Genomic DNA, 23,064 nt, shown 5'->3' with positions numbered 1-23,064 from the left:
GTGCTTTGGTATTAAATTTGTCGAGTTATTTACTTACAAATATATCCTTTCGTTGTGTATTTACGAAACAAACTTATTAACATTTGAGCTATGTTTTTAAACTTAATTTAATCGTCAAAAAAGCTAATGGTGACACTATCCATCATCTCCAATCCCATCAAGGTGGATGCACCACCAACTGTAGCTTTATTACTCTTGTACATTGCAATTTCTAAATAATCTGAAGAATTAAAAACGACAAGCCCACGACCTTCATCGTTTCGCTTGTCAATAGGTATTCTAAAATCAACTATATCGGAGTAATGGTTATGGATTGTTTTGAATTTGTGATTTCGTGCAGAAATCTCAAAACGCCTACCTTTTTGAAGGGTTTCAAAAAATGATTTTTTGATGTTGGTTATTACATTGTCATAACGGTCAATAAAAATCACATTTCCAATAAGCTGATTGTTGTCACTTCCAACAAAGGGTGTGATGTTTTTAATTGGCTTAACTTCATCAATAGGTTTGCCAATTACCTCAAGAGTACCACCTCGAGCGATGTGTGCAGCAACTTTAACAAAAATATCGAGAACAGGAAAGTTACCTACAATTTTGTCATGGATATTGACTTCTACAATTTGATCAGGAGTTATATCATTACAAATCATGCTCAAAATTCCATTATTGGCACAAACAAAATAATGTCCGTTTAGCACCATAGCAATGTGTGAATTTTCTGGATTGAGTTCAGAATCAACGCCAATAACATGAATACTTCCTTTTGGAAAACTACTAAATGCATTTTGAATTACATAGGCAGCTTCCATAACGTTAAAAGGGGAAATGTTATGTGATATATCTACAATATTGGCGTCAGTAATTTCGGATAAAAGAGCACCTTTTACTGCACCAACAAAGTGTGCTTTCATTCCAAAATCTGTAGTAAGGGTAATGATGGCCATTGAGTGAGAACTATTGCTGTATTAAAAATAATTAAAATGAAGTTCAATTGTTCTACAAACCTACATAATTTTTTGTTTTTAAATTTTATTAACACTACTAAATATTTAAGCAAAAATGTTAGTACATTTATGATGTTTTAAAAGTGTATATGTTTCACCCTAAAAAAATTATTGCCTTTGAATGAACTCGTTTTAGAACTTGAAGAAATAGCTCCAAAAGAATTTTTTGGTCCTCAAAATATAAACATAGAACTCCTAAAAAGGTACTTTCCAAAGTTGAAAATTGTTGCTCGTGGCAACAAAATAACAGCTTTTGGAGATGAAGAGTTACTTGAAGAATTTGACAAACGTATGGAAATGCTATTTAACCATTTCAGCTCATTCAATAAACTCGATGAAAATATGATAGAACGTATATTAACTAGCGATTCTGAAGAAGATTACACCACTTCAAATGAAAGCGGACAGGTTATTTTACACGGAGTAAATGGGCGACTTATTAAAGCACAAACAAGCAACCAAAGAAAGCTAGTGGATGCTGTTCGTCAGAACGATATGGTTTTTGCAATTGGCCCTGCTGGAACAGGAAAAACTTACACAGGAGTAGCTCTTGCCGTAAAAGCCTTAAAAAATAAAGAAGTAAAGCGAATTATTTTAACGAGACCTGCGGTTGAGGCTGGTGAAAATTTAGGATTTCTCCCTGGGGATTTAAAAGAGAAGCTTGATCCCTACATGCAACCACTTTACGATGCTTTGAGGGATATGATACCTCATGAAAAATTGGATAATTATATTGAAAAAGGAATCATTCAAATTGCCCCTTTAGCCTTTATGCGGGGACGCACCTTGGACCATGCATTTGTAATATTGGATGAAGGTCAAAATACGACTCATGCCCAAATGAAAATGTTTTTAACGCGAATGGGTAAAAATGCTAAATTTTTACTTACAGGTGATCCAGGACAAATTGATTTGCCACGACGTGTCATTTCTGGCCTTAAAGAAGCGTTATTGATACTGAAAGAAATTAAAGGAGTCGGTATGGTCTTTTTGGATGACAAAGATGTCATCCGTCATAAATTGGTTAAAAAAGTTATAGAGGCTTATAAAAATATTGAAAACAGAGATTAATAAATCCTATGAATCAAACGATTACAGAAACTAACTTTAACTTCCCGGGTCAAAAAAATGTATACAAAGGGAAAGTTCGTGAGGTATATACAATCAAAAACAATATGTTAGTGATGATTGCGACAGATCGGCTATCAGCATTTGATGTAGTTATGCCCAAGGGTATTCCATATAAAGGGCAAATTTTAAACCAGATAGCTACCAAGATGATGAAAGCAACAGAAGATTTGGTGCCTAACTGGTTATTGGCCACACCAGATCCGAATGTTGCTATTGGCCACTTATGTACTCCTTTTAAGGTTGAAATGGTAATTCGTGCTTATATGTCTGGTCATGCTGCTAGAGAATATAAAGCTGGAAGAAGAATTCTTTGTGGTGTGCCTATGCCTGATGGGATGATTGAAAATGATGCCTTCGAATTTCCGATTATTACTCCAGCTACCAAAGCTGAAATGGGGGATCATGATGAGGATATCTCTCGTGAAGATATTTTGGCGCGGGGTATTGTTTCTGAAGAAGATTACAGGGTGTTGGAAGATTACACGCGAAAATTGTTTCAGCGTGGAAGTGAAATTGCCGCCGCTCAGGGATTAATTTTAGTTGATACTAAATATGAATTTGGAAAAACAGCCGATGGTACAATTGTTTTAATTGATGAAATACATACACCTGATTCATCTCGTTATTTTTATGCTGATGGTTATGAAGAGCGGCAGCTGAAGGGTGAGCCCCAAAAACAATTATCAAAGGAGTTTGTTCGTCAGTGGTTGATTAAAAATGACTTTCAAGGCTTGACGGGTCAAACCATTCCTTTTATGAGTGATGAATATATTGAAACGGTGAGCAATAGATACATAGAACTCTTTGAAAATATCACTGGAGATGACTTTGAAAAGAGTGATTTAACAGATATCAATGCGCGAATAGAACACAATGTGCTTAAATACCTCTCTTTGAAATCAAAAGACTAATTTTATGTGCCGCTGTTCTGAGTTTTGCATAAATATAAGTATTAGCTTTTATCCTGTAAACCGCCATTAGACTTACCAGTACGAGAAATATTAGTGCTCCAAAAACAGCTTGAGTTGGGTCTAATTTTTTGCTTAGAATCCGGTTGAGTCCCCACCCCGTAAAGCTTCCGTATAAGACAATAAAATGGATCACATATATAGAAAGTGTTTTTTGGCCAATTTTTAAAATTATCGGATGTTTTAGAAAACGTTCTAAGGCATAAAAAATTCCAAAAATTACTAGAACATTTCCAAGTCTAATGAATAGATAATTAAAATTAGCGATATCATCTATGAGTTGAACTTGTGTAAACTTAAAAATATAGTGTAGTAGAGCAGTAGAACCATTGACGAGAAACAAACCAATCGCCAAAAACCCTACGATAATACTATTTCTGAATTTTGGGTGTGTTAAATATTCTTGAAAAAGGAATGCAATAAATGCTCCGTAAGCCATATATCCAAACCATGGGATTAAAGTGAAAATCGATCCATTAGCTTTTGTGATATAGTTGGCGAAAAACAGCGGGATGTTTGTGGCTGAATATGTTCTGTACAAAGGTTCTAAGGCAAATATTAAAGTTCCGATAAAAATCATTAGTATAGAAAAAATTCTATGATTTTGACGAACTAGCTTGTAAAATAGAACAATAAGCAACAAGGAAAGCCCTATACACTGAAGTACATCTATCACCATGAAATAAGTACCAAATTTTCCTGTAAACCATCTAAAAATAGGAATCCTCAACAAATAACCTATGCCAATCAGCATAAAACTACGTACAACCCCTTTTTTTATTCGCTCTTCTACATCCCCTTTGGCACGAGCTTTCATCAGGAGGTAAGTAAAAATTAGTCCTGAAATTGTAAAGAAGGTGGGGGCCGTTATTCCTCTGAAATATTGCCATACACGAAATGCTACATTAGAAGGGTCACGAAATTCAACTGCTAGCAAAGTATCTATGAAGTGGCCTTGAAGCATCATCAGAATTGCAAAGGCGCGAACAGTATCAATAAAGTATAAACGTGAACTTTTCAAATTTTAGAATATAAAACTAAATTTAGATGTCAAAAATAAAAAAAAACTAATCAAAAGGAGCGCTCTGTTTACTAATAGTATAAACATATAACCCTTTTAACATTCTTAAGAATGCAATCATACCCAACATCTCATTTTTATGTAAGTTTAGGTTTTACCCGTAACTATTTGGGCGTTTTCTAGAATCAGAATTATTATTTCCTAACAAACTAAATTGGTTGATTTTTTTTGTATGTTAGTTATAATTTAATTGTAGCATAAAATTTCACGTATAAGAGATGGCAAATTATTCAATTACAAACAACGAATTATACCATGAAAATTATAAACAAGCGTCAAATAATCCAAAACAATTTTGGGGTGAATTGGCTAAAGAAAACTTTTTATGGAAAAAGCCATGGGATAGTGTTTTAGACTTCGATTTTTCAATTCCAAAAATTAGTTGGTTTGATGGTGCGCAGCTAAATATCACTGAAAATTGTATCGATCGACATCTTAAAACTAATGCCAATAAAACAGCCATTATTTTCGAACCTAATGACTCAAATTCAAGCTCAGAACAAATTAGCTATAAAGATCTTCACGAGCGTGTGAATAAATTTGCTAATGTTCTTAAATCTAGGGGAATAAAAAAAGGCGATCGGGTCTGTATTTATTTACCCATGATTCCTGAATTGGCTGTCTCAGTATTGGCTTGTGCCCGCATTGGCGCGATACACTCTGTGGTCTTTGCAGGTTTTTCATCAATTGCTTTAGCAACTAGAATTAATGATTGTGATTGTAGATTACTCATCACTAGCGATGGGAGCTATCGGGGTAAAAAAACAATTGATTTAAAAGGGATTGTTGACGAAGCTTTGGAGTCTTGCCCCAGTGTGAAAAATGTTCTAGTAGCCAAACGAATTCATTCCGATATTAATATGAAAGAGGGTAGAGATCAATGGCTTCAACCTTTATTGGATGATGCTTCTATCCAATGCACTCCTGTAGTAATGGATGCTGAAGACCCTTTATTTATACTTTATACTTCCGGCTCTACGGGTCAACCAAAAGGTATGGTACATACTACTGCTGGTTATATGGTGTATACAGCTTATACCTTTAAAAATGTTTTTCAATACAAAACAGACGATATCTACTGGTGTACTGCAGATATTGGCTGGATCACTGGACATAGTTATATCGTTTATGGTCCATTACTCAATGGGGCAACTACAGTTATGTTTGAAGGGGTGCCCAGTTATCCGGATTACGGACGTTTTTGGGAAATTGTAGAAAAGCACAAAGTCAGTCAATTTTATACAGCGCCCACAGCAATTAGGGCTTTAGCCAAACAAGATTTAAGTTTTGTAACTTCTTATGATATTTCATCTCTCAAAGTCATAGGTACCGTTGGTGAGCCTATTAATGAGGAAGCATGGCAATGGTACCATAAACATATAGGTCAAAATCGCTGTCCAATTGTCGATACATGGTGGCAAACAGAAACAGGAGGGATACTCATCAGTCCGATGCCAAATTGTTACGAAGGTAAACCAACCTATGCGACGCTTCCGTTTGTTGGAGTGCAGCCCGTATTGATGGATGAAAATGGTCATGAAATTCTGGAATCAAAAGCTGAAGGACGTTTGTGCATTAAATATCCATGGCCATCAATAGCACGCACTATTTGGGGTAATCACAAAAGGTATGAAGACACCTATTTTTCTGCTTATAAAAATTATTATTTCACAGGCGATGGTGCTTTAAGAGAAGAAAATGGCCACTACCGCATTACGGGTCGAGTAGATGATGTTATAATAGTATCTGGTCATAATCTTGGTACTGCGCCCATAGAGGACGCCATTAATGAACACGATCAAGTTGCAGAGTCTGCTATTGTGGGATTTGCACATCCAATAAAAGGAAATGCCTTGTATGGATACATCACACTTAAAAATGAGTATTCAAATCAAACTGAATTACAATCAGAAATCAATCAATTAATAACTACGCATATTGGACCAATAGCTAAGTTAGATAAAATGCAGTTTACGAATGGGTTGCCAAAAACACGTTCTGGTAAAATTATGCGTCGTATCCTTAGAAAAATAGCAAATAAAGACAGTTCAAATTTGGGCGATATTAGTACTTTACTCAACCCCGAAGTTGTTGAGGATATTATAAAAAATTCACTATAAAAATTTATTCTTTATGAAAATTAAAATTATTTTAATCTTAAGTGTCGTACTTGTTTTTTCGAGTTGTAAAGGCAAGAATAAGCACATGAAATGCACACAACAATCCGCATATTTAGATAGCTCTGAAAAAGACGATCAATACCTTGGCGGTATAAAAATGATCCCTATTCAAACCCCTAAAGGAGAATTTAAGGTTTGGACCAAACGAGTAGGGAACAATCCAAGCATAAAGGTCTTATTGCTTCATGGTGGTCCAGGAATGACTCATGAAATATATGAAAGCTTTGATGGGTATTTTCCCAACGAAGGAATTGAGTATTATTACTACGACCAGTTGGGCTCTTATTACAGTGACCAGCCAAAAGATTTGTCGCTGTGGGATTTAGACCGTTTTGTAGAGGAAGTTGAACAAGTACGTGTTGCTTTAAATCTTGATAAATCTAATTTTTATTTATACGGACAATCATGGGGCGGTATTCTAGGTATGCAATATGCGCTAAAATATCAAGAACATCTAAAGGGATTGATTATATCCAATATGGTACCTTCAATTCCTGATTACCAAGCTTACTCAGACAATGTACTGGCCCCAAAATTAGATCCAGAAGTTTTGAAAGAAATTCTATACTACGAGGAAAAAGAAGACTACTCTAATGAACGTTATATGGAATTGGTGGTTAATAACTACTATACCAAACACATCATTAGGTTACCAGTTGCGCAATGGCCAGAACCATTAAACCGCAGTTTCAAACACATCAACCACGATGTATATGTAACCATGCAGGGACCTAGTGAGTTCGGGGTCAAGGGAGATGCAACACTTAAATATTGGGACATCAAGGATGAATTGAAAAACATAAGCGTTCCTACCTTAAGTATTGGAGCGACTCATGATACTATGGATCCAAAGCAAATGGAGTTCATAGCTAATGAAGTTCAAAATGGTCGTTTTTTATTATGTCCTAATGGTAGTCATTTAGCTCAATTTGATGATCAGAAAATTTATTTTGAAGGACTAGTTAAGTTCATCAAAGACGTTGATCAAAACATTTTCTAAAGACATCATTATTTAGATACCTTAGTATATTATGTTTATAAATGTAAAGTATACTTGTCTAAATGTCAAATAAACTGTATATTTAAAAAAAATACATATGAAAACAAATTATTTATTTCCAAACTGTTTTAAGATATATGGTTGGATTATTTTGACTCCATCTCTTATTGTGGGTGCATTGTCTCTGGTGTTTGAACTTGAACCAACTGCTTTAGAATTTGAAATGCCAGCACTATTTGTTGACGAGTTTATGGGACAAAATAAATTGGCTGGAACTGTAAACAATAATATTTTAAATGAGATTGTTGGGGTTTTAATTATTTTAAGTTCAATTTTTGTGGCCTTTTCAAAAGAAAAAGAGGAGGACGAATACATTTTAAAAATTAGACTAGAGTCATTGGTATGGGCGGTTTATGTCAATTACGGTATTCTTTTAATTTCATTGTTGTTTATATACGACTTTTCATTTTTGTATGTCATGATTTTTAATATGTTCACTGTAATAATATTCTTTATCATCAGATTTTACTGGCAATTGAATAAATTAAAAAACGAAAGTTGAATTATGAAAAACACTATTAAAATTGAGCGTGCTCGACATAATTTAACACAAGCGCAATTAGCTGAAAAAGCAAAGGTCAGTAGACAAACTATTAATGCTATGGAGCTGGGTAAATACGTTCCGTCTACTGTTCTTGCGTTACGTCTAGCTTGTATTTTTGATATTGAAGTCACTAAACTTTTTAGTTTAGAATCAACAGATTGGTAATTCTATATTCGTTTTAACACTTCGTTCATCACCATGTTGTAGTAGCTCATGTCTGCTGGAACAATATGAAATTCTGAGTTTTTTTTCTGTTGGCATAGTTCTATTTCTTCAAAAGAAAAAAGGCGAACAGCCGATACTTCCTCAGTTTGTAGTTTAAGGTTTTGAACTGGTATATTTAGTTTACACAGGAATACATGTTGAAATTCACAATCTATGATACCGTTAGAAAATTTGTTACTATTTTTTCGGATATCGATAAGTTCTAAATCTGTTGGCTTAAGTTGAAGACCAATCTCTTCATTAATTTCACGAACCGCCCCTTCTAAAATCGTTTCTCCAGCAGAAACATGACCGGCAACGGAAACATCCCAAAAGTTGGGGAAAGTCTGTTTGTTAGCCCCTCGCTTTTGCAGCAAAAGGGCTGGGGTAGAGTTGTAAAACCACGCATGTACTGTAGGGTGAAAAAGCCCTTTTAGGTGAGCTTCACCTTTAGTACAACGTGCTCCAGTTGGGTTGCCGTCCTCATTCCAAATGTCTAAATATTCTTGCAATTTTAATCGAAATAGCTAAAAGTTTCTCCAGCTTTAATATTTAGAAGGGATTCATAAATCATTCGAATGACATTTTCTACATCTTTTCGGTGAACCATTTCTACTGTGGTGTGCATATACCGCAACGGTAATGAAATAAGCGCAGAGGCTACTCCACCATTACTGTAGGCGAAGGCATCAGTATCAGTTCCAGTTGCTCTAGAAAGCGCTGCGCGTTGGAACGGAATTTTATTTTTTTCGGCAGTTTCTGTGATGAGGTCTCTTAATTTTTGCTGTACTGCTGGAGCATAAGCAATTACTGGACCATCACCCATTTTGCAATGCCCTTGTTTTTTCTTGTTTATCATTGGCGTTGTGGTATCGTGAGTCACATCAGTCACAATAGCTACATCCGGTTGAATGGTGTGGGTAATCATTTGGGCACCACGTAAACCAATTTCTTCTTGAACAGAGTTTGTAATGTAAAGTCCAAAGGGAAGAGTTTTTTTGTTTTCATGCAATAAGCGTGCAACCTGTGCTATCATGAAGCCACCCATTCGGTTGTCTAGAGCACGACACACAAAATGGTCTTTATTAAGGATGTGAAATTCATCGGGATAGGTGATGACACACCCAACGTGAACGCCTAACTTTTCTACATCTTTTTTTGATTGACAACCTACATCAATAAAAATATTATCGGGTTTAGGGGCTTGCTCTTTTGCTAAAGTACGCGTATGAATTGCGGGCCAACCAAACACCCCTTTGACAATGCCATTTTTGGTATGGATATTTACTATTTTACTAGGCGCAATTTGGTGATCACTACCGCCATTGCGAATAACATATATCAAGCCATCATCTGAAATATAGTTAACATACCATGAAATTTCATCAGCATGACCTTCAATAACAACTTTAAATGAAGCATCAGGATTAATAACCCCAACGGCTGTGCCGTACGTATCAGTTATGAATGTATCCACATAAGGCTTTAAATAGTCCATCCATAATTTTTGACCATTCCACTCATATCCTGTAGGAGCAGCATTGTTAAGGTAAGATTCTAGAAAATCTAATGCTTTTTTATCTAAAATTTGCTGTTTTGCCATCGTTTAAAATTTTGGTTAAAAATAACAAATAACAATGATTTTAAGTTACGATATGATGTATATTTTTTAACTTTGGAGCCATTCAGCTTTCGATGAAGTATATTACTTATATTTACATGATTGGATTGTTTTGCTGTTGGGGGCAAACCCCAGCTGTTGCAGTAGATACTATTCCTAAAAAGTATTTAATCATAAAGGGGGATACAATAACTGGTCAATCCATAGATTTGGAAGAAGTCGTAATTTTACCTCGCCTACGGCTTAATTCCAATGAAGAACGCAGACGCTATTTAATTCTTCAGCGAAAAACTCTTAAAGTTTACCCCTATGCTAAGTTAGCTGCAGAGCGGCTAGAAACACTCAATGCGCGAATGGCTGGTGTAAAAAGCAAAAGACAGCGTAAAAAGTACACCCGTATGGTTCAAAAATTTGTTGAGAATGAATTTGCTGATAAATTAAAAAAATTCACAATTACAGAAGGACAAATTCTAATCAAACTCATTCATCGACAAACAGGTGAAACAGCCTTTGATCTTATCAAGGAGTTGCGTAGTGGTTGGCGGGCTTTTTGGTATAACAATACTGCAAAACTGTTTGATATGTCTCTAAAAATTCCATTTGATCCTGAAGTTGAAGAGGAAGATTTTTTGATTGAAGATATTCTTCAACGGCAATTTGATAAAGGAAACTTGGAATTTCAAAAATCCTACAAAACCTTCGATTTATATACTTTGAATAAGATTTGGAAAAACAAAAAAGGTAAATAATTATGGTATTTCTGGTCTCTCACCCCACTTATGACACAAATAAGCCCGCTTATTACGCCAATAAGCCGTTTGTTACATAGCGCTTTATTTGTAGTCTAAATGTTCGTAGTTTTACCATAATAAAAAAAGGTTTGTGAATTTTAAATAATCTCAAAATGTAATTTTAAATCCTTTTTTGCCCAAATAAATCTCCTACTTAAAAGTCATGATTAAGAATATTTTTTTTAATCGTGATTTTTTTTACATAAAAAAGGCAATCAAGACTGCACAAACAATAGCTACGATTTTGTTTAAATTAAATTTGTGGCCTTCATCTGCCTCAAATAAAATTATTGTAGCGATGTGTAAAAACATCCCTATAACCAATGAATTTACGCTATAAATTAATTTTTCAGACAAATGGATCGTCTGCGCCGCTAAAGTGCCCAAAGGAGTTAAAAGCGCAAAAACCATAATAAAAACAAAAGCTTGAAACTTTGGCAACTTTGAAAGCAATAAATATGAAACAATAAGTATTGCTACAGGGATTTTATGGACAAAAACCCCATAAACAATGGTTTGGTGAGCGAAAACAGGAAAACCCTCCAAAAAGGCATGTACCCCTAAACTCAAAAACATAAGTAAAGGGAATGTTTTTGTATTACTTCTCCTCCCGTGTAAGTGGCCGTGTTCTGCTCCTTTGGAAAAAAACTCTAAAATAATTTGAAATATGATACCAGCAAGTATATACAACCCTGATAATTTTGGCTCTAGTTTTGAATATACAGCGGGCAATAATTCAAATACAGTTGTGGAAAGCAAAAATGCTCCACTAAATGTAAGTAGCAATTTTAAAGACATTTGCTTTGAATTTGAAAACCAAATTGCAAGAAGGAATCCAATCAAAACAGCCAAAATGGGTAATAAGAAATTAAGCATTTTTTTTAAAAATTAAAATTAAACGTTTAGACGATTCCACATTGTACGGATCTAAGTCATAGCTCCCAAAGCTATCTATTAAATTCAGGTTTAGTTTAGAAAACATACTAGTAAAATCTGCTTTATCAAATGCGCGAACTCGTTCTATGTAATTATGCGACAACCCTTTATCAGTTACAGTAATTTTTTTTGTAATAACGCCATCCGAAACACTACGCTTCAGCTCAAAATGAATACCATCAATTTCAATGGTGTTATGAGGGACTAAATGTTCGATTATATAAGGGCTGTTCATAAAGTCAATAACCCCAATGCCTTGATTTGAAAGTCCACTTTTTATGGTATTCAGAGCGCTAAGATTGTCCTCTAAATTATCAAAATAGCCAAAACTAGTAAACAGATTTAAAATGAGGTCGTATTTCGTATCTAGGGGAGTGCGCATATCGTGAATTTCAAACTCTAGGCGATCATTAGCGTACTTAGTAGCTTCCAAGATACTTTGACTTGACAAATCTACTCCTTTGACTTTGTACCCTAGTGAATTCAAAAAAATTGAATGCCGTCCTTTGCCACAAGCCAGATCCAATATTGATTGATTTTTATCTGTTTCCAAATAAGTTACCAATTTTCTAATAAAATTTTCCGCTTCTGTATTGTTACGTTGCTTATATAGAATATGGTAATAAGGCGTATCAAACCATGATTGAAACCAATTTTGATGTTTTGTCATTTAATTAATGCTTACACCGACAAAAATACTGTATTTTTGACACCTATTGCAAAAAAATTATGAATGCTAATTTTGAAATGGTTGCCAAAACTTTATACGGTTTTGAAGAACTTTTAGAAAAAGAATTACTGCAACTTGGAGCACAAAAAATTAAAAGGGGTGTTCGTCATGTTCGTTTTATTGGAGACAAAGGGTTTATGTATAAATGCAATTTAGGGTTACGTACTGCAATTAAAATTTTAAAGCCTATTGCAAAATTCAGTGTAAAAAACGAAACAGAACTCTACCAAAAAATTAAAAACATCCGTTGGGAGGATTATTTAAATAAAGATGGTAGTTTGGCTGTTGGAGCAACGCTTAGTGGAGATCGTTTTACCCATTCTCAATTTATAGCTTTAAAAACTAAAGATGCCATAGTCGATCGATTCCGTGAACATACTGGTCAGCGGCCCAACGTAGATCTGCGCTTTCCTGATTTAAAAATCAATATACATATTGAAGGCGATTTCTGTAATGTCTCTCTTGATAGCTCAGGTGAATCTTTACACAAAAGAGGTTATAAAATAGCTACAAATATAGCCCCGATAAATGAAGTCTTGGCCGCAGGGCTTGTTATGCTCTCTGGTTGGGACGGACAAACAGACTTTATGGATCCTATGTGTGGGTCTGGAACAATACTTGTTGAGGCAGCTATGATTGCGTGTAACATCCCCCCAAATTTGATGCGTAATGAATTTGCTTTTGAACGTTGGCAGGACTGGGATGTTGATCTTTTCGAAAAGATTGAAGAATCGTTACTATCAAAAACACGTGATTTTCACCATAAAATATTGGGGTTTGATAAATCTCCTAGTGCCGTCCGAAAAGCGATAGAGAATGTGAAAAACGCACATCTAGAAGAGTTTATTTCTATAAAGCACGAGGATTTTTTTAAAACACAAAAAGGTGGGGATGCTCCATTACATATGGTATTCAATCCTCCTTATGGTGAGCGATTGGATTTAGAAATGGAGGAGTTTTATGGAGCTATTGGAACTACATTGAAACATAATTACTCAGGAACTAATGCTTGGTTAATTACTTCAAATCTAGAGGCCTTAAAACATGTTGGTTTAAGACCCTCAAGAAAAATTAAAGTATTCAATGCCAAACTTGAGTCAAAACTTGTTCTGTACACGATGTATAGTGGATCAAAAAAAATTCATAAAATCAAACGACAAAAACCAGACTAGGGTTCCAATTCAAATTAAATGAGCAGACCCTCAGTTTCGCTTTTTCTCGAATAGTATATCATGTAAAGGGCAATTATTAATACTAGAAGAGGCATAATCGCTTTTTCAATAGTGATTTCAATAAAATCTTGAACAAAAAAACTATGAAATTGCTGCGCCACAATAGCAAAAAAGGAGCCAAGAAATAAAAATGAAGCCCATTTTTTTCGTAAAAATAGACCGACTGAGCCAAGTAAACCACCAAAGACCGCCAATGCAAATGCAGCAGTGACCCAAGCCGGCAAATTGGTGTAGTAAAGTTGTACTTCATCTGGAAATGAAACAAAGTTTCATCTGTCATGTACGCCTGTGCTAAATAATTAAAAACTCCTACAGCATACCATAAAAACGAGAGGATAACAACGAGCCAATAACGCGTTGAAGGCTTAATGTTAGATGAATTCATGAGACTTAATTAAAATTACAATATAAATTTAATGATTTTAAAATTAAAGCTGAAAATTCCAATTCCAAATAAGACAAAGCTTTAAATATTTTTTAAAAATCACATCTAAATTATTTGAAAACTCAAAAAAGGTCCTATTTTTGCAAAGTTGAACACAATCCATATTATGCTTACGACAGTAGATAAAGAAGAACGTAAAGAAGGTAAAGAACTTTATCATTATCAAAAAGGAGCCATTGAAAAAATATTCGATTGTTTTGAATCGGCCGCTGAGGATTATCATTTGTTGTATCAATTACCAACTGGTGGAGGGAAAACTGTTATATTTTCTGAAATCGTCAGCCAATACCTGAAAACACGAAAGAAAAAAGTACTGGTGATGACTCACCGTATTGAACTGTGCAAACAAACGTCAAGCGTTTTAACGGAATTTGGAGTTGCAAATAAAGTTGTAGACAGCAAGGCCAGGCTTGACGACCAAAAGGACTTTGATTGTTTTGTGGCCATGGTTGAAACTTTGAATAATAGGCTTAAAGATGATAAACTCGATATTTCAGATATCGGATTGGTGATTATTGATGAAGCGCATTACAATTCGTTTACGAAGCTATTTAAGTTTTTTGATAAATCCTTTATACTCGGCGTTACAGCCACTCCTTTAAGTTCAAATATTGAACTGCCTATGACCGACAACTACAATGAATTAATCGTCGGCGAAAGTATAGAATCACTGATAGACAATCGCTTTTTAGCTAAAGCAAATATGTTTTCTTACAATGTTGGATTGACAAGTTTGGTAGTAGGGGCTAACGGGGATTACACAGTGAAGTCGTCGGAGGACTTGTACACAAACAATGAAATGCTTTCTAAGCTCATGGAAGCTTATACTGAACGTTGTGCAGGACAAAAAACATTAATCTTCAATAATGGTATCAATACCTCTTTATTTGTCTATGATCTTTTCAGACGAGCAGGACTTCCAATAGCGCACTTAGACAACACTACCACAAAAAAAGAACGTGCCAATATCCTGAAATGGTTTAAGAATACACCAGGCGCCATACTTACTTCTGTCAGTATTTTGACCACTGGTTTTGATGAACCCAGTGTCGAAGCGATAATATTGAATCGTGCGACTAAATCGCTAACTCTTTATTACCAAATGATTGGTCGTGGTTCTCGAATTTACAAGGCCAAGGATAGTTTTAATGTCATTGATTTAGGGAATAATTTTCATCGTTTTGGGCCTTGGGGCAGTACCAATTTGGATTGGCAGCGTATTTTTAAATATCCGAGTCATTATTTGGATGGAATATTAAGTGATGAAGATCTTGAAAATAATTTTAAGTATGAAATGCCCGAGGCAATCAGACTGTCTTTTTCAAAATCTGAGGAAGTTTATTTCGACATAAATAAAACATATATTGAATCCATTAGAAGGGGAGAGTCTTCAAAAGTAGTTTTAAAGCGCTCCATAGAGCAACACGCCAAAATATGTATTGAAAATAGTGAAGATATTTTTGATGCCTTGACTTTAATTAAGTTGTTAGATGATGATATTGAATTTAGGATTAATCGCTATTCAAAATGCATCAGTAAGAGTACGCACAATTTCTTAGCTTGGTTAAAAGAAGACTACAAAAAAAAGTTGCGTTCTTTTCTTAGGCTAAACTTTGATGTTATTAAATCTGAACTCAGTTTAAAATCATGATCCAACATATATTAGTTCTAATGGCATTGTTATCATCCAACCAAAATTCTAAAACAGTATTTGAGTTCAATAGTGCTTGCCCAATTGAATTATGGCAAGTAGTTGATGATGTGGTCATGGGTGGGAAATCTAGTGGTAATTTCACATTAACAGAAGAAGGTAACGGGTTGTTTAACGGCGGTGTTTCAATAGAGAATAATGGTGGGTTTTCGTCTGTACGTTTGAACTTAGACAGCTTCAAAATCGGCAAAGAAAAGGCTATTGTTTTAGATGTTAAAGGAGATGGCTCTGAATTTCAATTGCGCATTAAGGCTTCCATTTATGACCGCCACTCTTTTGTTTATAATTTTAAAACCTCTGGCGAATGGGAAACAATTTTGATCCCACTTAATAAAATGACAGCAAGCTTTAGAGGATTTGCAGTAAACCTTCCCAATTTCAATCAAAAGCAATTTAATCAGTTAGGTATTTTGAGATCTTCAAAAAAGAATACTTCATTTCAACTTGAAATTAAACGAATTAGTTTAAAATAATTAAGGGCATTGAACATCATAAATTTTTTAATTTAAATAACTGATTTACAGATATTTATGCTATTATTTTTTAAATTGAGTTTAGATCTTATCTAATTGAATTTAAAATTAAGTAATGGGGGATTATTTATTTTTGATACATAACACATTTTAACGTTATTTCTCCAAAATATGCAGTCATTAAATAAGTTCAGTAAAGCTATAACACAAGACCCAACTCAGCCCGCTGCACAAGCTATGCTACATGCTATTGGTCTGACTCGGTCAGATTTCGAAAAACCATTTGTTGGTATCGCAAGTACAGGCTATGAGGGAAATCCATGTAATATGCATTTGAACGATTTAGCTAAGTTGGTTAAGTCTGGAACTCTTAAAAAAGATGTTGTTGGTTTGATCTTTAACACCATCGGTGTCAGCGACGGTATTTCAATGGGTACTCCAGGTATGCGTTTTTCATTACCATCAAGGGATGTTATAGCAGATTCTATGGAGACCGTTGTTCAAGCTATGAGTTACGACGGAATGATTACTGTTGTGGGTTGTGATAAGAACATGCCGGGCGCACTAATGGCCATGATACGTGTGAACAAGCCCTCTATTTTGGTTTATGGCGGTACAATTGATTCTGGTTGTCACAATGGTCAAAAGTTAGATATTGTATCTGCTTTTGAAGCTTGGGGAAGCAAGGTTGCTGGGACTATGGAGGAAAGTGAATTTCAAAATATTGTTCAGAAAGCCTGTCCAGGTGCTGGCGCTTGTGGTGGAATGTATACTGCAAACACAATGGCCTCGGCAATAGAAGCATTGGGAATGGCACTTCCATACAATTCTTCTAACCCAGCGACAGGAAAAGAAAAAAAAGAAGAAGCAATAGCAGCAGGAGAGGCCATTCGTTTACTTCTTGAAAAAGACATTAAGCCCTCGGATATCATCACAAAAAAGTCTTTAGAAAATGCGATTAGACTTATTACCGTGCTTGGGGGGTCAACTAATGCTGTACTTCACTTCTTGGCAATTGCTAGAGCAGCAAATATCAAATTCACCTTAGAAGATTTTCAACGCATAAGCGATGAGACACCATTTTTAGCAGACCTCAAGCCTAGTGGCAAATTTTTAATGGAAGACGTTCATCGTGTTGGAGGTATACCAGCCGTTCTTAAATACCTTTTAAAGCACAATTTATTACACGGGGATTGTTTGACAGTCACCGGAAAAACACTTGCTGAGAATCTTGAGCATGTAAGTGGCTTAGTTGAAGGGCAGGAAGTAATCAAACCGCTAACAAATCCCATAAAAGCTTCAGGTCACCTACGCATGTTGTATGGAAATCTAGCTACGGAAGGAAGTGTTGCAAAAATCACTGGTAAAGAGGGGCTCAAATTTACTGGAAAAGCAAAAGTATTCAATGGTGAGTATGCTGCAAATGACGGTATTCGCGATGGTAAAGTCAAAAAGGGTGACGTAGTTGTCATCCGTTACGAGGGCCCAAAAGGTGGACCAGGAATGCCAGAAATGCTTAAGCCAACTGCAGCGATCATGGGTGCAGGATTAGGTAAAGATGTAGCTTTAATAACAGATGGTCGATTCTCTGGTGGCACCCACGGATTTGTGGTGGGGCACATCACTCCCGAAGCTCAAGAGGGGGGAGCGATCGCATTAGTTAAAGATGGTGACACCATTACCATAGATGCTGAATCTAACAGCATCAACTTAGGAATTTCTAATGAAGAATTAGCAAAACGAAAAGAACAATGGACAGCACCTGATCTTAAAGTTTCTAGAGGTGTGCTGTTTAAATATGCAAAAACTGTTTCGTCTGCATCTCAGGGATGTGTAACAGATGAATTTTAATCCAAAAAAAATAATTTATGGATGTAAAAGCTAAAACTAAAACAAACTATCTTAATCAAGAAAGTGAACATATTACAGGTTGTGAGGCTCTAGTACGTAGTTTAATCGCTGAAGGAGTAGATATAATTTATGGTTATCCTGGCGGTGCAATAATGCCTGTTTATGATGAACTGTTTAAATATCAAGATCAAATTCATCATGTGCTTACGCGTCATGAACAAGGTGCTACACATTCAGCTCAAGGGTTTGCTCGAATTTCAGGACGTGTAGGAGTTGCTATGGCGACTTCAGGTCCTGGAGCTACAAATCTTATCACGGGCATTGCTGATGCGCAAATTGATTCGACCCCTATGGTATGCATAACGGGTCAAGTCCCTTCGCATTTGTTGGGTAGTGATGCATTTCAAGAAACCGATATTGTCGGTATTTCAACACCTGTCACTAAATGGAACCATCAAATTACTCGTGCAGAAGAAATTCCAGAAGTAATTGCTAAGGCGTTTTACATTGCCAAAAGTGGAAGACCAGGGCCAGTATTGATTGACATCACCAAGGACGCACAATTTGAAACTTTTGATTTTACATATAAAAAATGTGAGGGTGTACGCAGTTATAAGCCTGTGCCTAAAGTAGATACAAGTATCTTAAAATCAGCTGCCCAAGCTATAAATGACGCCAAAAACCCAATGATTGTTTGGGGGCAAGGAGTTATTTTGGGAGAAGCAGAGGATGAGTTTAAAGCATTTGTGGAAAAATCTGGTATTCCTGCGGCATGGACAATCATGGGTGTATCTGCGATTCCAACATCCCACCCTTTAAACGTTGGTATGGTTGGTATGCATGGAAATTATGCGCCAAATAAATTGACCAATGAATGTGATGTTTTGTTGGCCATAGGAATGCGCTTTGATGACCGTGTTACTGGAAAACTTAGCGATTACGCAACCCAAGCAAAAGTGATCCATTTTGAAATAGATCCAGCCGAAATTGATAAAAATGTAATTGCAGATATTCCAGTCCTTGGCGATGTGAAAGAAACCTTGTCTGAAATATTGCCAATGATTAAAGAAAAATCGTATGGTGATTGGCATCAGCAATTCAAAGATTTATTAAAAATAGAATTTGAAAAAGTAATAAAAAATGACTTGCATCCAACCAAAGATGGACTTACGATGGGTGAAGTTTTAAAGGAGATAAATCTCCAGAGTAGAGGTGAGGCAGCTATTGTGTCTGATGTTGGACAACATCAAATGATTGCTTGTCGTTACGCAGAGTTTAACAAATCTAGAGGTAATATTACTTCTGGTGGCTTGGGGACCATGGGCTTTGCTTTACCAGCAGCAATAGGAGCAAAAATGGCTACACCAGAACGTGAAGTCGTGGCTGTGATTGGAGATGGCGGATACCAAATGACAATACAAGAACTCGGAACAATATTCCAAACGAAAGCAGCGGTAAAAATTGTTGTTTTGAATAATGATTTCTTAGGAATGGTGCGTCAGTGGCAACAATTATTTTTTGACAAACGCTATGCTTCAACAGAAATGACTAACCCTGATTTTGTGACCATCGCAAAAGGATACCACATTGAGGCAAAGCGTGTCACTAAAAGAGAAGAATTGGCAACCGCAATCCAAGAAATGATGACTTCTGAAGAAGCATATTTTTTGGAAGTTTGTGTTGAGAAAGAAGACAATGTATTTCCGATGATACCATCTGGTGCTTCGGTATCTGAAATAAGACTTGAATAATAATAAAGATGGAACACACAAGAAAGCAATACACTATTTCTGTTTACACAGAAAATAACATTGGGCTACTCAATCGTATCTCTGCTATTTTTCAACGCCGACATATCAATATTGAAAGTATGAATATTTCCGTTTCGGAAATTGAAGCGGTATCACGTTTCACAATCTTGGTTAATATGACGGAAGTCAATGTCAGAAAAATTATTGGACAGATAGAAAAGCAGATAGAAGTCATCAAGGCATTTTACCACACCGATGAGGAAACTATTTACCTAGAATCCTGTATGTTCAAAATAAAATCAGAACTATTGTTTGAAGAACGACAAATTCAAAACATAATTAAAGAAAGTGATGCACGTATTGTAACAGTAAATCGCGACTTTTTTGTGCTTGAAAAATCGGGAAGAAGACATGAAATAGAAATGTTGCATAGAGAACTGAGTGCTTTTGGCATCATGCAATTTGTTCGATCAGGACGTATCGCCGTCACAAAAGATGAAATGAAAATAACTGAAATGCTCGCTGCATTTAATAACTAATCAAATAAAAAAAATGGTAAATTATTTTAATACACTTTCTTTAGGACAAAAACTCGATCAACTATCGAAATGTCGATTTATGGGAACATCAGAGTTTGAAGCTGGTGTTGAGGCCTTAATTGGTAAAAAAATCGTCATTGTAGGATGTGGCGCTCAAGGATTAAATCAAGGACTTAACATGCGCGATTCGGGCTTAGATATTTCCTATGCACTACGCGCACAAGCCATCGCTGAAGAACGCCAATCATTCAAAAATGCTTCTGGAAATGGATTCACAGTCGGAACATATCAAGATTTAATTCCTACTGCAGATGTGGTATTAAATCTTACCCCAGACAAACAACATTCTAATGTTGTAGATACCGTAATGCCGCTTATGAAAAATGGAGCAACACTATCGTACTCTCATGGCTTTAATATTGTTGAAGAAGGAAAGCAAATTCGAAAAGATTTGACTGTAATTATGGTAGCACCTAAATGTCCTGGCAGTGAGGTTCGCGAAGAGTACAAGCGTGGATTTGGTGTACCTACTCTTATAGCCGTACATCCAGAAAATGACCCTGAAGGAAAAGGTTGGGCGCAAGCTAAAGCCTATGCCGTAGCTACAGGCGGGCACAAAGCAGGGGTTTTAGAATCTTCTTTTGTCGCTGAAGTAAAAAGTGATCTTATGGGAGAGCAGACTATCCTTTGTGGCGTATTGCAAACCGCTTCTATTTTATCCTTTGATAAAATGGTAGAGGAGGGGATAGAGCCTTCGTATGCTTCTAAATTGATTCAATACGGATGGGAAACAATCACAGAAGCACTAAAACATGGTGGAATTACAAATATGATGGATCGCTTGTCTAATCCTGCGAAAATCAAAGCCTTTGAATTATCTGAAGAGTTAAAAACGATAATGCAGCCGTTGTTTGAAAAACACATGAACGACATCATGTCTGGGCATTTTTCAAAAACAATGATGGAAGATTGGGCTAACGATGACGTCAACTTATTATCATGGCGCGCTGCAACAGGTGAAACAGCGTTTGAAAAAACAGCAGCAACCTCCAATTCTATTGATGAACAGGAGTATTTTGACCATGGTGTGCTTATGGTAGCTTTCGTTCGTGCTGGTGTTGAACTAGCATTCGAGACAATGGTTGCTTCAGGTATTGTTGAAGAATCTGCTTATTACGAATCTTTACATGAATTACCATTAATTGCCAACACTGTCGCTCGAAAAAAATTATTTGAGATGAACCGTATTATTTCTGATACTGCTGAATATGGTTGTTATTTGTTTGATCATGCATGTAAACCATTATTGGTAGATTTTATGAAAACAGTAAAAACAGATGTTATAGGCTTGGCATATTCTTCTGAAACTAATGCCGTAGATAATGCAACTTTAATTTCTGTAAATCAAGCAATTAGAACTCATTCAATTGAATCAATTGGCAGTACTTTGAGACAAGCGATGACCGATATGAAGGTAATCAAAACAGAAGCATAATTCAATCCATATGAGTGTTCTTCAAACTAAATATATTCCAACAGTAAAAGCCATAAAGGCTGCGGCTGAAAAACTTAAGGGCATTGCTGCTGTATCGCCTTTAGAAGAACATATTCGATTTTCTGAGAAATACAAATGTAAAATTCTTTTTAAACGTGAGGATTTACAACAAGTAAGATCCTACAAAATTAGAGGGGCTTACAATAAGATTTCTTCTTTAGATCCTGAAGAAACAAAAAATGGTATTATTTGTGCTAGTGCCGGTAATCACGCTCAAGGTGTAGCGCTTTCCTGTCGTTTGTTGAAGATTAAAGGAAAGATTTTTATGCCAGCTCCAACACCAAATCAAAAGGTGGAGCAAGTAAAAATGTTTGGTCAAGATTTTGTCGAGGTTGTTTTGGTAGGAGATACTTTTGACGATTCATACCACAAAGCAACAGAAGAATGTAAACAATTTGGAAAACCCCTGGTACATCCGTTCAATGACCCTAAAGTTATAGAAGGGCAGGGTACAGTAGGATTAGAAATTGTACAGCAGGCTAAAGAAAGTATTGATTATATATTTATTCCAGTAGGTGGCGGTGGATTAGCATCAGGATTATCTTCTATCGTTAAAGGATTATCTCCAAAAACCAAAATTATTGGAGTAGAACCAGCTGGAGCACCGTCAATGTCAAAATCAATCTCAAAAGGAGAAGTAGTTCAATTAGAGAAAATAGAAAAATTTGTTGATGGAGCATCTGTACAACGTGTTGGTGATTTAACATTCGAAATATGTAATAAGAATCTGGATGTAATGACTACTGTGCACGAAGGGAAAATATGCCAAACAATCCTAGAAATGTACAATAAAGATGCAATTGTTGCAGAACCTGCTGGCGTTATGAGTATAGCTGCTTTGGATGAATTTAAAGACGAAATTAAAGGCAAAACAGTTGTTTGCTTGGTAAGTGGAAGTAACAATGATATTACCAGAACAGCAGAAATAAAAGAACGTGCGCTATTGTATGCAAATTTAAAACATTACTTCATAATTAAATTTCCACAGCGTCCGGGTGCTTTGCGCGAATTTGTGGTTGACATGTTAGGTCCCAATGATGATATCACACACTTTGAGTATACTAAAAAAGTAAATCGTGAGAATGATGTAGCTGTAGTTGGTATTCAACTCAAATCTCAAGACGATCTTCAACCTTTAATTACAAAACTTAAAAAACATAATTTTTTCGGAGATTATTTGAACGATAAACCAGAGTTGTTCCAATTTTTAGTTTAGTCTTTTATTGTACCCACAAACTCTAGCCTCAAAAATTGAGT

22 protein-coding genes are annotated in these 23,064 nt (G+C 35.7%); 15 read left to right on the top strand and 7 right to left on the bottom strand.

Going from position 1 to position 23,064, the window contains the following annotated elements:
- Positions 1 to 107: 107 nt before the first annotated feature.
- Positions 108 to 944, bottom strand: coding sequence for an SAM hydrolase/SAM-dependent halogenase family protein (locus FORMA_RS09155; protein WP_069675378.1), 837 nt, complete (start codon positions 942 to 944; stop codon positions 108 to 110).
- A 177-nt stretch (positions 945 to 1,121) separates the two neighbouring features.
- On the opposite strand from FORMA_RS09155, the gene FORMA_RS09150 reads away from it, so the two are divergent.
- Together FORMA_RS09150 and FORMA_RS09145 are read left to right on the top strand one after the other, a co-directional pair.
- On the top strand, positions 1,122 to 2,075 hold the full coding sequence (locus FORMA_RS09150) for a PhoH family protein (RefSeq protein ID WP_069675503.1): 954 nt from the start codon (positions 1,122 to 1,124) through the stop codon (positions 2,073 to 2,075).
- Between the two features lie 8 nt (positions 2,076 to 2,083).
- On the top strand, positions 2,084 to 3,046 hold the full coding sequence (locus FORMA_RS09145) for a phosphoribosylaminoimidazolesuccinocarboxamide synthase (RefSeq protein ID WP_069675377.1): 963 nt from the start codon (positions 2,084 to 2,086) through the stop codon (positions 3,044 to 3,046).
- On the opposite strand, the gene FORMA_RS09140 is transcribed toward FORMA_RS09145, so the two are convergent.
- Positions 3,015 to 4,124 carry a heparan-alpha-glucosaminide N-acetyltransferase domain-containing protein gene (locus tag FORMA_RS09140; RefSeq protein ID WP_083236593.1) on the bottom strand — a complete coding sequence of 370 codons (1,110 nt, stop codon included), beginning with the start codon at positions 4,122 to 4,124 and terminating at the stop codon, positions 3,015 to 3,017. The genes FORMA_RS09145 and FORMA_RS09140 overlap by 32 nt on opposite strands.
- Positions 4,125 to 4,402: 278 nt before the next feature.
- On the opposite strand from FORMA_RS09140, the gene acs reads away from it, so the two are divergent.
- The 4 genes from acs (at position 4,403) to FORMA_RS09120 (ending at position 8,133) form a co-directional block, all read left to right on the top strand.
- Positions 4,403 to 6,304, top strand: a complete 1,902-nt coding sequence (gene acs, locus FORMA_RS09135; RefSeq protein WP_069675376.1) for an acetate--CoA ligase — start codon at positions 4,403 to 4,405, stop codon at positions 6,302 to 6,304.
- Positions 6,305 to 6,317: 13 nt separating this feature from the next.
- Positions 6,318 to 7,364 (top strand): proline iminopeptidase-family hydrolase, encoded by a 1,047-nt coding sequence (locus tag FORMA_RS09130; RefSeq protein WP_069675375.1) that lies wholly within the window; start codon positions 6,318 to 6,320, stop codon positions 7,362 to 7,364.
- Positions 7,365 to 7,461: 97 nt separating this feature from the next.
- Positions 7,462 to 7,926: a hypothetical protein gene (locus FORMA_RS09125; protein ID WP_069675374.1), complete on the top strand. Its 465-nt coding sequence runs from the start codon at positions 7,462 to 7,464 to the stop codon at positions 7,924 to 7,926.
- 3 nt (positions 7,927 to 7,929) lie between these two features.
- Positions 7,930 to 8,133, top strand: coding sequence for a helix-turn-helix transcriptional regulator (locus FORMA_RS09120; protein ID WP_069675373.1), 204 nt, complete (start codon positions 7,930 to 7,932; stop codon positions 8,131 to 8,133).
- A 2-nt stretch (positions 8,134 to 8,135) separates the two neighbouring features.
- Here FORMA_RS09120 and FORMA_RS09115 read toward each other — a convergent pair whose 3' ends face one another.
- Entirely contained in the window at positions 8,136 to 8,684 is a 549-nt protein-coding gene (locus FORMA_RS09115) for an NUDIX hydrolase (RefSeq protein ID WP_069675372.1), read from the bottom strand.
- A gap of 2 nt (positions 8,685 to 8,686) precedes the next feature.
- Complete coding sequence (locus FORMA_RS09110) at positions 8,687 to 9,775, bottom strand: M42 family metallopeptidase (RefSeq protein WP_069675371.1); 1,089 nt, start codon at positions 9,773 to 9,775, stop codon at positions 8,687 to 8,689.
- Positions 9,776 to 9,867: 92 nt separating this feature from the next.
- On the opposite strand from FORMA_RS09110, the gene FORMA_RS09105 reads away from it, so the two are divergent.
- Positions 9,868 to 10,542 carry a DUF4294 domain-containing protein gene (locus FORMA_RS09105; RefSeq protein WP_069675370.1) on the top strand — a complete coding sequence of 225 codons (675 nt, stop codon included), beginning with the start codon at positions 9,868 to 9,870 and terminating at the stop codon, positions 10,540 to 10,542.
- A 240-nt stretch (positions 10,543 to 10,782) separates the two neighbouring features.
- Here the strand turns inward: FORMA_RS09105 and FORMA_RS09100 are convergent, their stop codons facing one another.
- Together FORMA_RS09100 and FORMA_RS09095 are read right to left on the bottom strand one after the other, a co-directional pair.
- Complete coding sequence (locus FORMA_RS09100) at positions 10,783 to 11,382, bottom strand: ZIP family metal transporter (protein ID WP_231924989.1); 600 nt, start codon at positions 11,380 to 11,382, stop codon at positions 10,783 to 10,785.
- A 70-nt stretch (positions 11,383 to 11,452) separates the two neighbouring features.
- Positions 11,453 to 12,190 carry a class I SAM-dependent methyltransferase gene (locus FORMA_RS09095; protein ID WP_069675368.1) on the bottom strand — a complete coding sequence of 246 codons (738 nt, stop codon included), beginning with the start codon at positions 12,188 to 12,190 and terminating at the stop codon, positions 11,453 to 11,455.
- 59 nt (positions 12,191 to 12,249) lie between these two features.
- Between FORMA_RS09095 and FORMA_RS09090 the strand changes: the two genes are divergently transcribed.
- The gene (locus FORMA_RS09090; protein WP_069675367.1) at positions 12,250 to 13,422 is read left to right on the top strand and encodes a THUMP domain-containing class I SAM-dependent RNA methyltransferase; all 1,173 of its coding nucleotides are present in this window, start codon (positions 12,250 to 12,252) and stop codon (positions 13,420 to 13,422) included.
- A 14-nt stretch (positions 13,423 to 13,436) separates the two neighbouring features.
- Here the strand turns inward: FORMA_RS09090 and FORMA_RS09085 are convergent, their stop codons facing one another.
- Positions 13,437 to 13,706 carry a hypothetical protein gene (locus tag FORMA_RS09085; protein WP_069675366.1) on the bottom strand — a complete coding sequence of 90 codons (270 nt, stop codon included), beginning with the start codon at positions 13,704 to 13,706 and terminating at the stop codon, positions 13,437 to 13,439.
- A gap of 327 nt (positions 13,707 to 14,033) precedes the next feature.
- Here FORMA_RS09085 and FORMA_RS09080 point away from each other — a divergent pair, with 327 nt between their 5' ends.
- The 7 genes from FORMA_RS09080 to ilvA all read left to right on the top strand — a co-directional run bounded on the left by FORMA_RS09080 (position 14,034) and on the right by ilvA (position 23,023).
- The gene (locus FORMA_RS09080) at positions 14,034 to 15,578 is read left to right on the top strand and encodes a DEAD/DEAH box helicase (RefSeq protein ID WP_069675365.1); all 1,545 of its coding nucleotides are present in this window, start codon (positions 14,034 to 14,036) and stop codon (positions 15,576 to 15,578) included.
- On the top strand, positions 15,575 to 16,111 hold the full coding sequence (locus tag FORMA_RS09075; protein ID WP_069675364.1) for a CIA30 family protein: 537 nt from the start codon (positions 15,575 to 15,577) through the stop codon (positions 16,109 to 16,111). Before FORMA_RS09080 ends, FORMA_RS09075 begins: the two co-directional genes overlap by 4 nt.
- Before the next feature lie 171 nt (positions 16,112 to 16,282).
- Positions 16,283 to 17,962 (top strand): dihydroxy-acid dehydratase, encoded by a 1,680-nt coding sequence (gene ilvD, locus FORMA_RS09070; protein ID WP_069675363.1) that lies wholly within the window; start codon positions 16,283 to 16,285, stop codon positions 17,960 to 17,962.
- Positions 17,963 to 17,979: 17 nt separating this feature from the next.
- Positions 17,980 to 19,713, top strand: a complete 1,734-nt coding sequence (ilvB, locus tag FORMA_RS09065; RefSeq protein WP_069675362.1) for a biosynthetic-type acetolactate synthase large subunit — start codon at positions 17,980 to 17,982, stop codon at positions 19,711 to 19,713.
- Positions 19,714 to 19,721: 8 nt separating this feature from the next.
- Positions 19,722 to 20,252 carry an acetolactate synthase small subunit gene (ilvN, locus tag FORMA_RS09060; RefSeq protein WP_069675361.1) on the top strand — a complete coding sequence of 177 codons (531 nt, stop codon included), beginning with the start codon at positions 19,722 to 19,724 and terminating at the stop codon, positions 20,250 to 20,252.
- 13 nt (positions 20,253 to 20,265) lie between these two features.
- On the top strand, positions 20,266 to 21,747 hold the full coding sequence (gene ilvC, locus FORMA_RS09055; protein ID WP_069675360.1) for a ketol-acid reductoisomerase: 1,482 nt from the start codon (positions 20,266 to 20,268) through the stop codon (positions 21,745 to 21,747).
- A gap of 10 nt (positions 21,748 to 21,757) precedes the next feature.
- Positions 21,758 to 23,023, top strand: coding sequence for a threonine ammonia-lyase IlvA (ilvA, locus tag FORMA_RS09050; RefSeq protein ID WP_069675359.1), 1,266 nt, complete (start codon positions 21,758 to 21,760; stop codon positions 23,021 to 23,023).
- The last annotated feature ends 41 nt before the right edge of the window (positions 23,024 to 23,064 follow it).

It is taken from the genome of Formosa sp. Hel3_A1_48 (assembly GCF_001735715.1).
In the GTDB taxonomy this organism is placed as follows: Bacteria; Bacteroidota; Bacteroidia; order Flavobacteriales; family Flavobacteriaceae; genus UBA3537.
The sequence above is the reverse complement of the archived record's forward strand: the minus strand, read 5'-3'. Positions and strand labels throughout refer to the sequence as shown.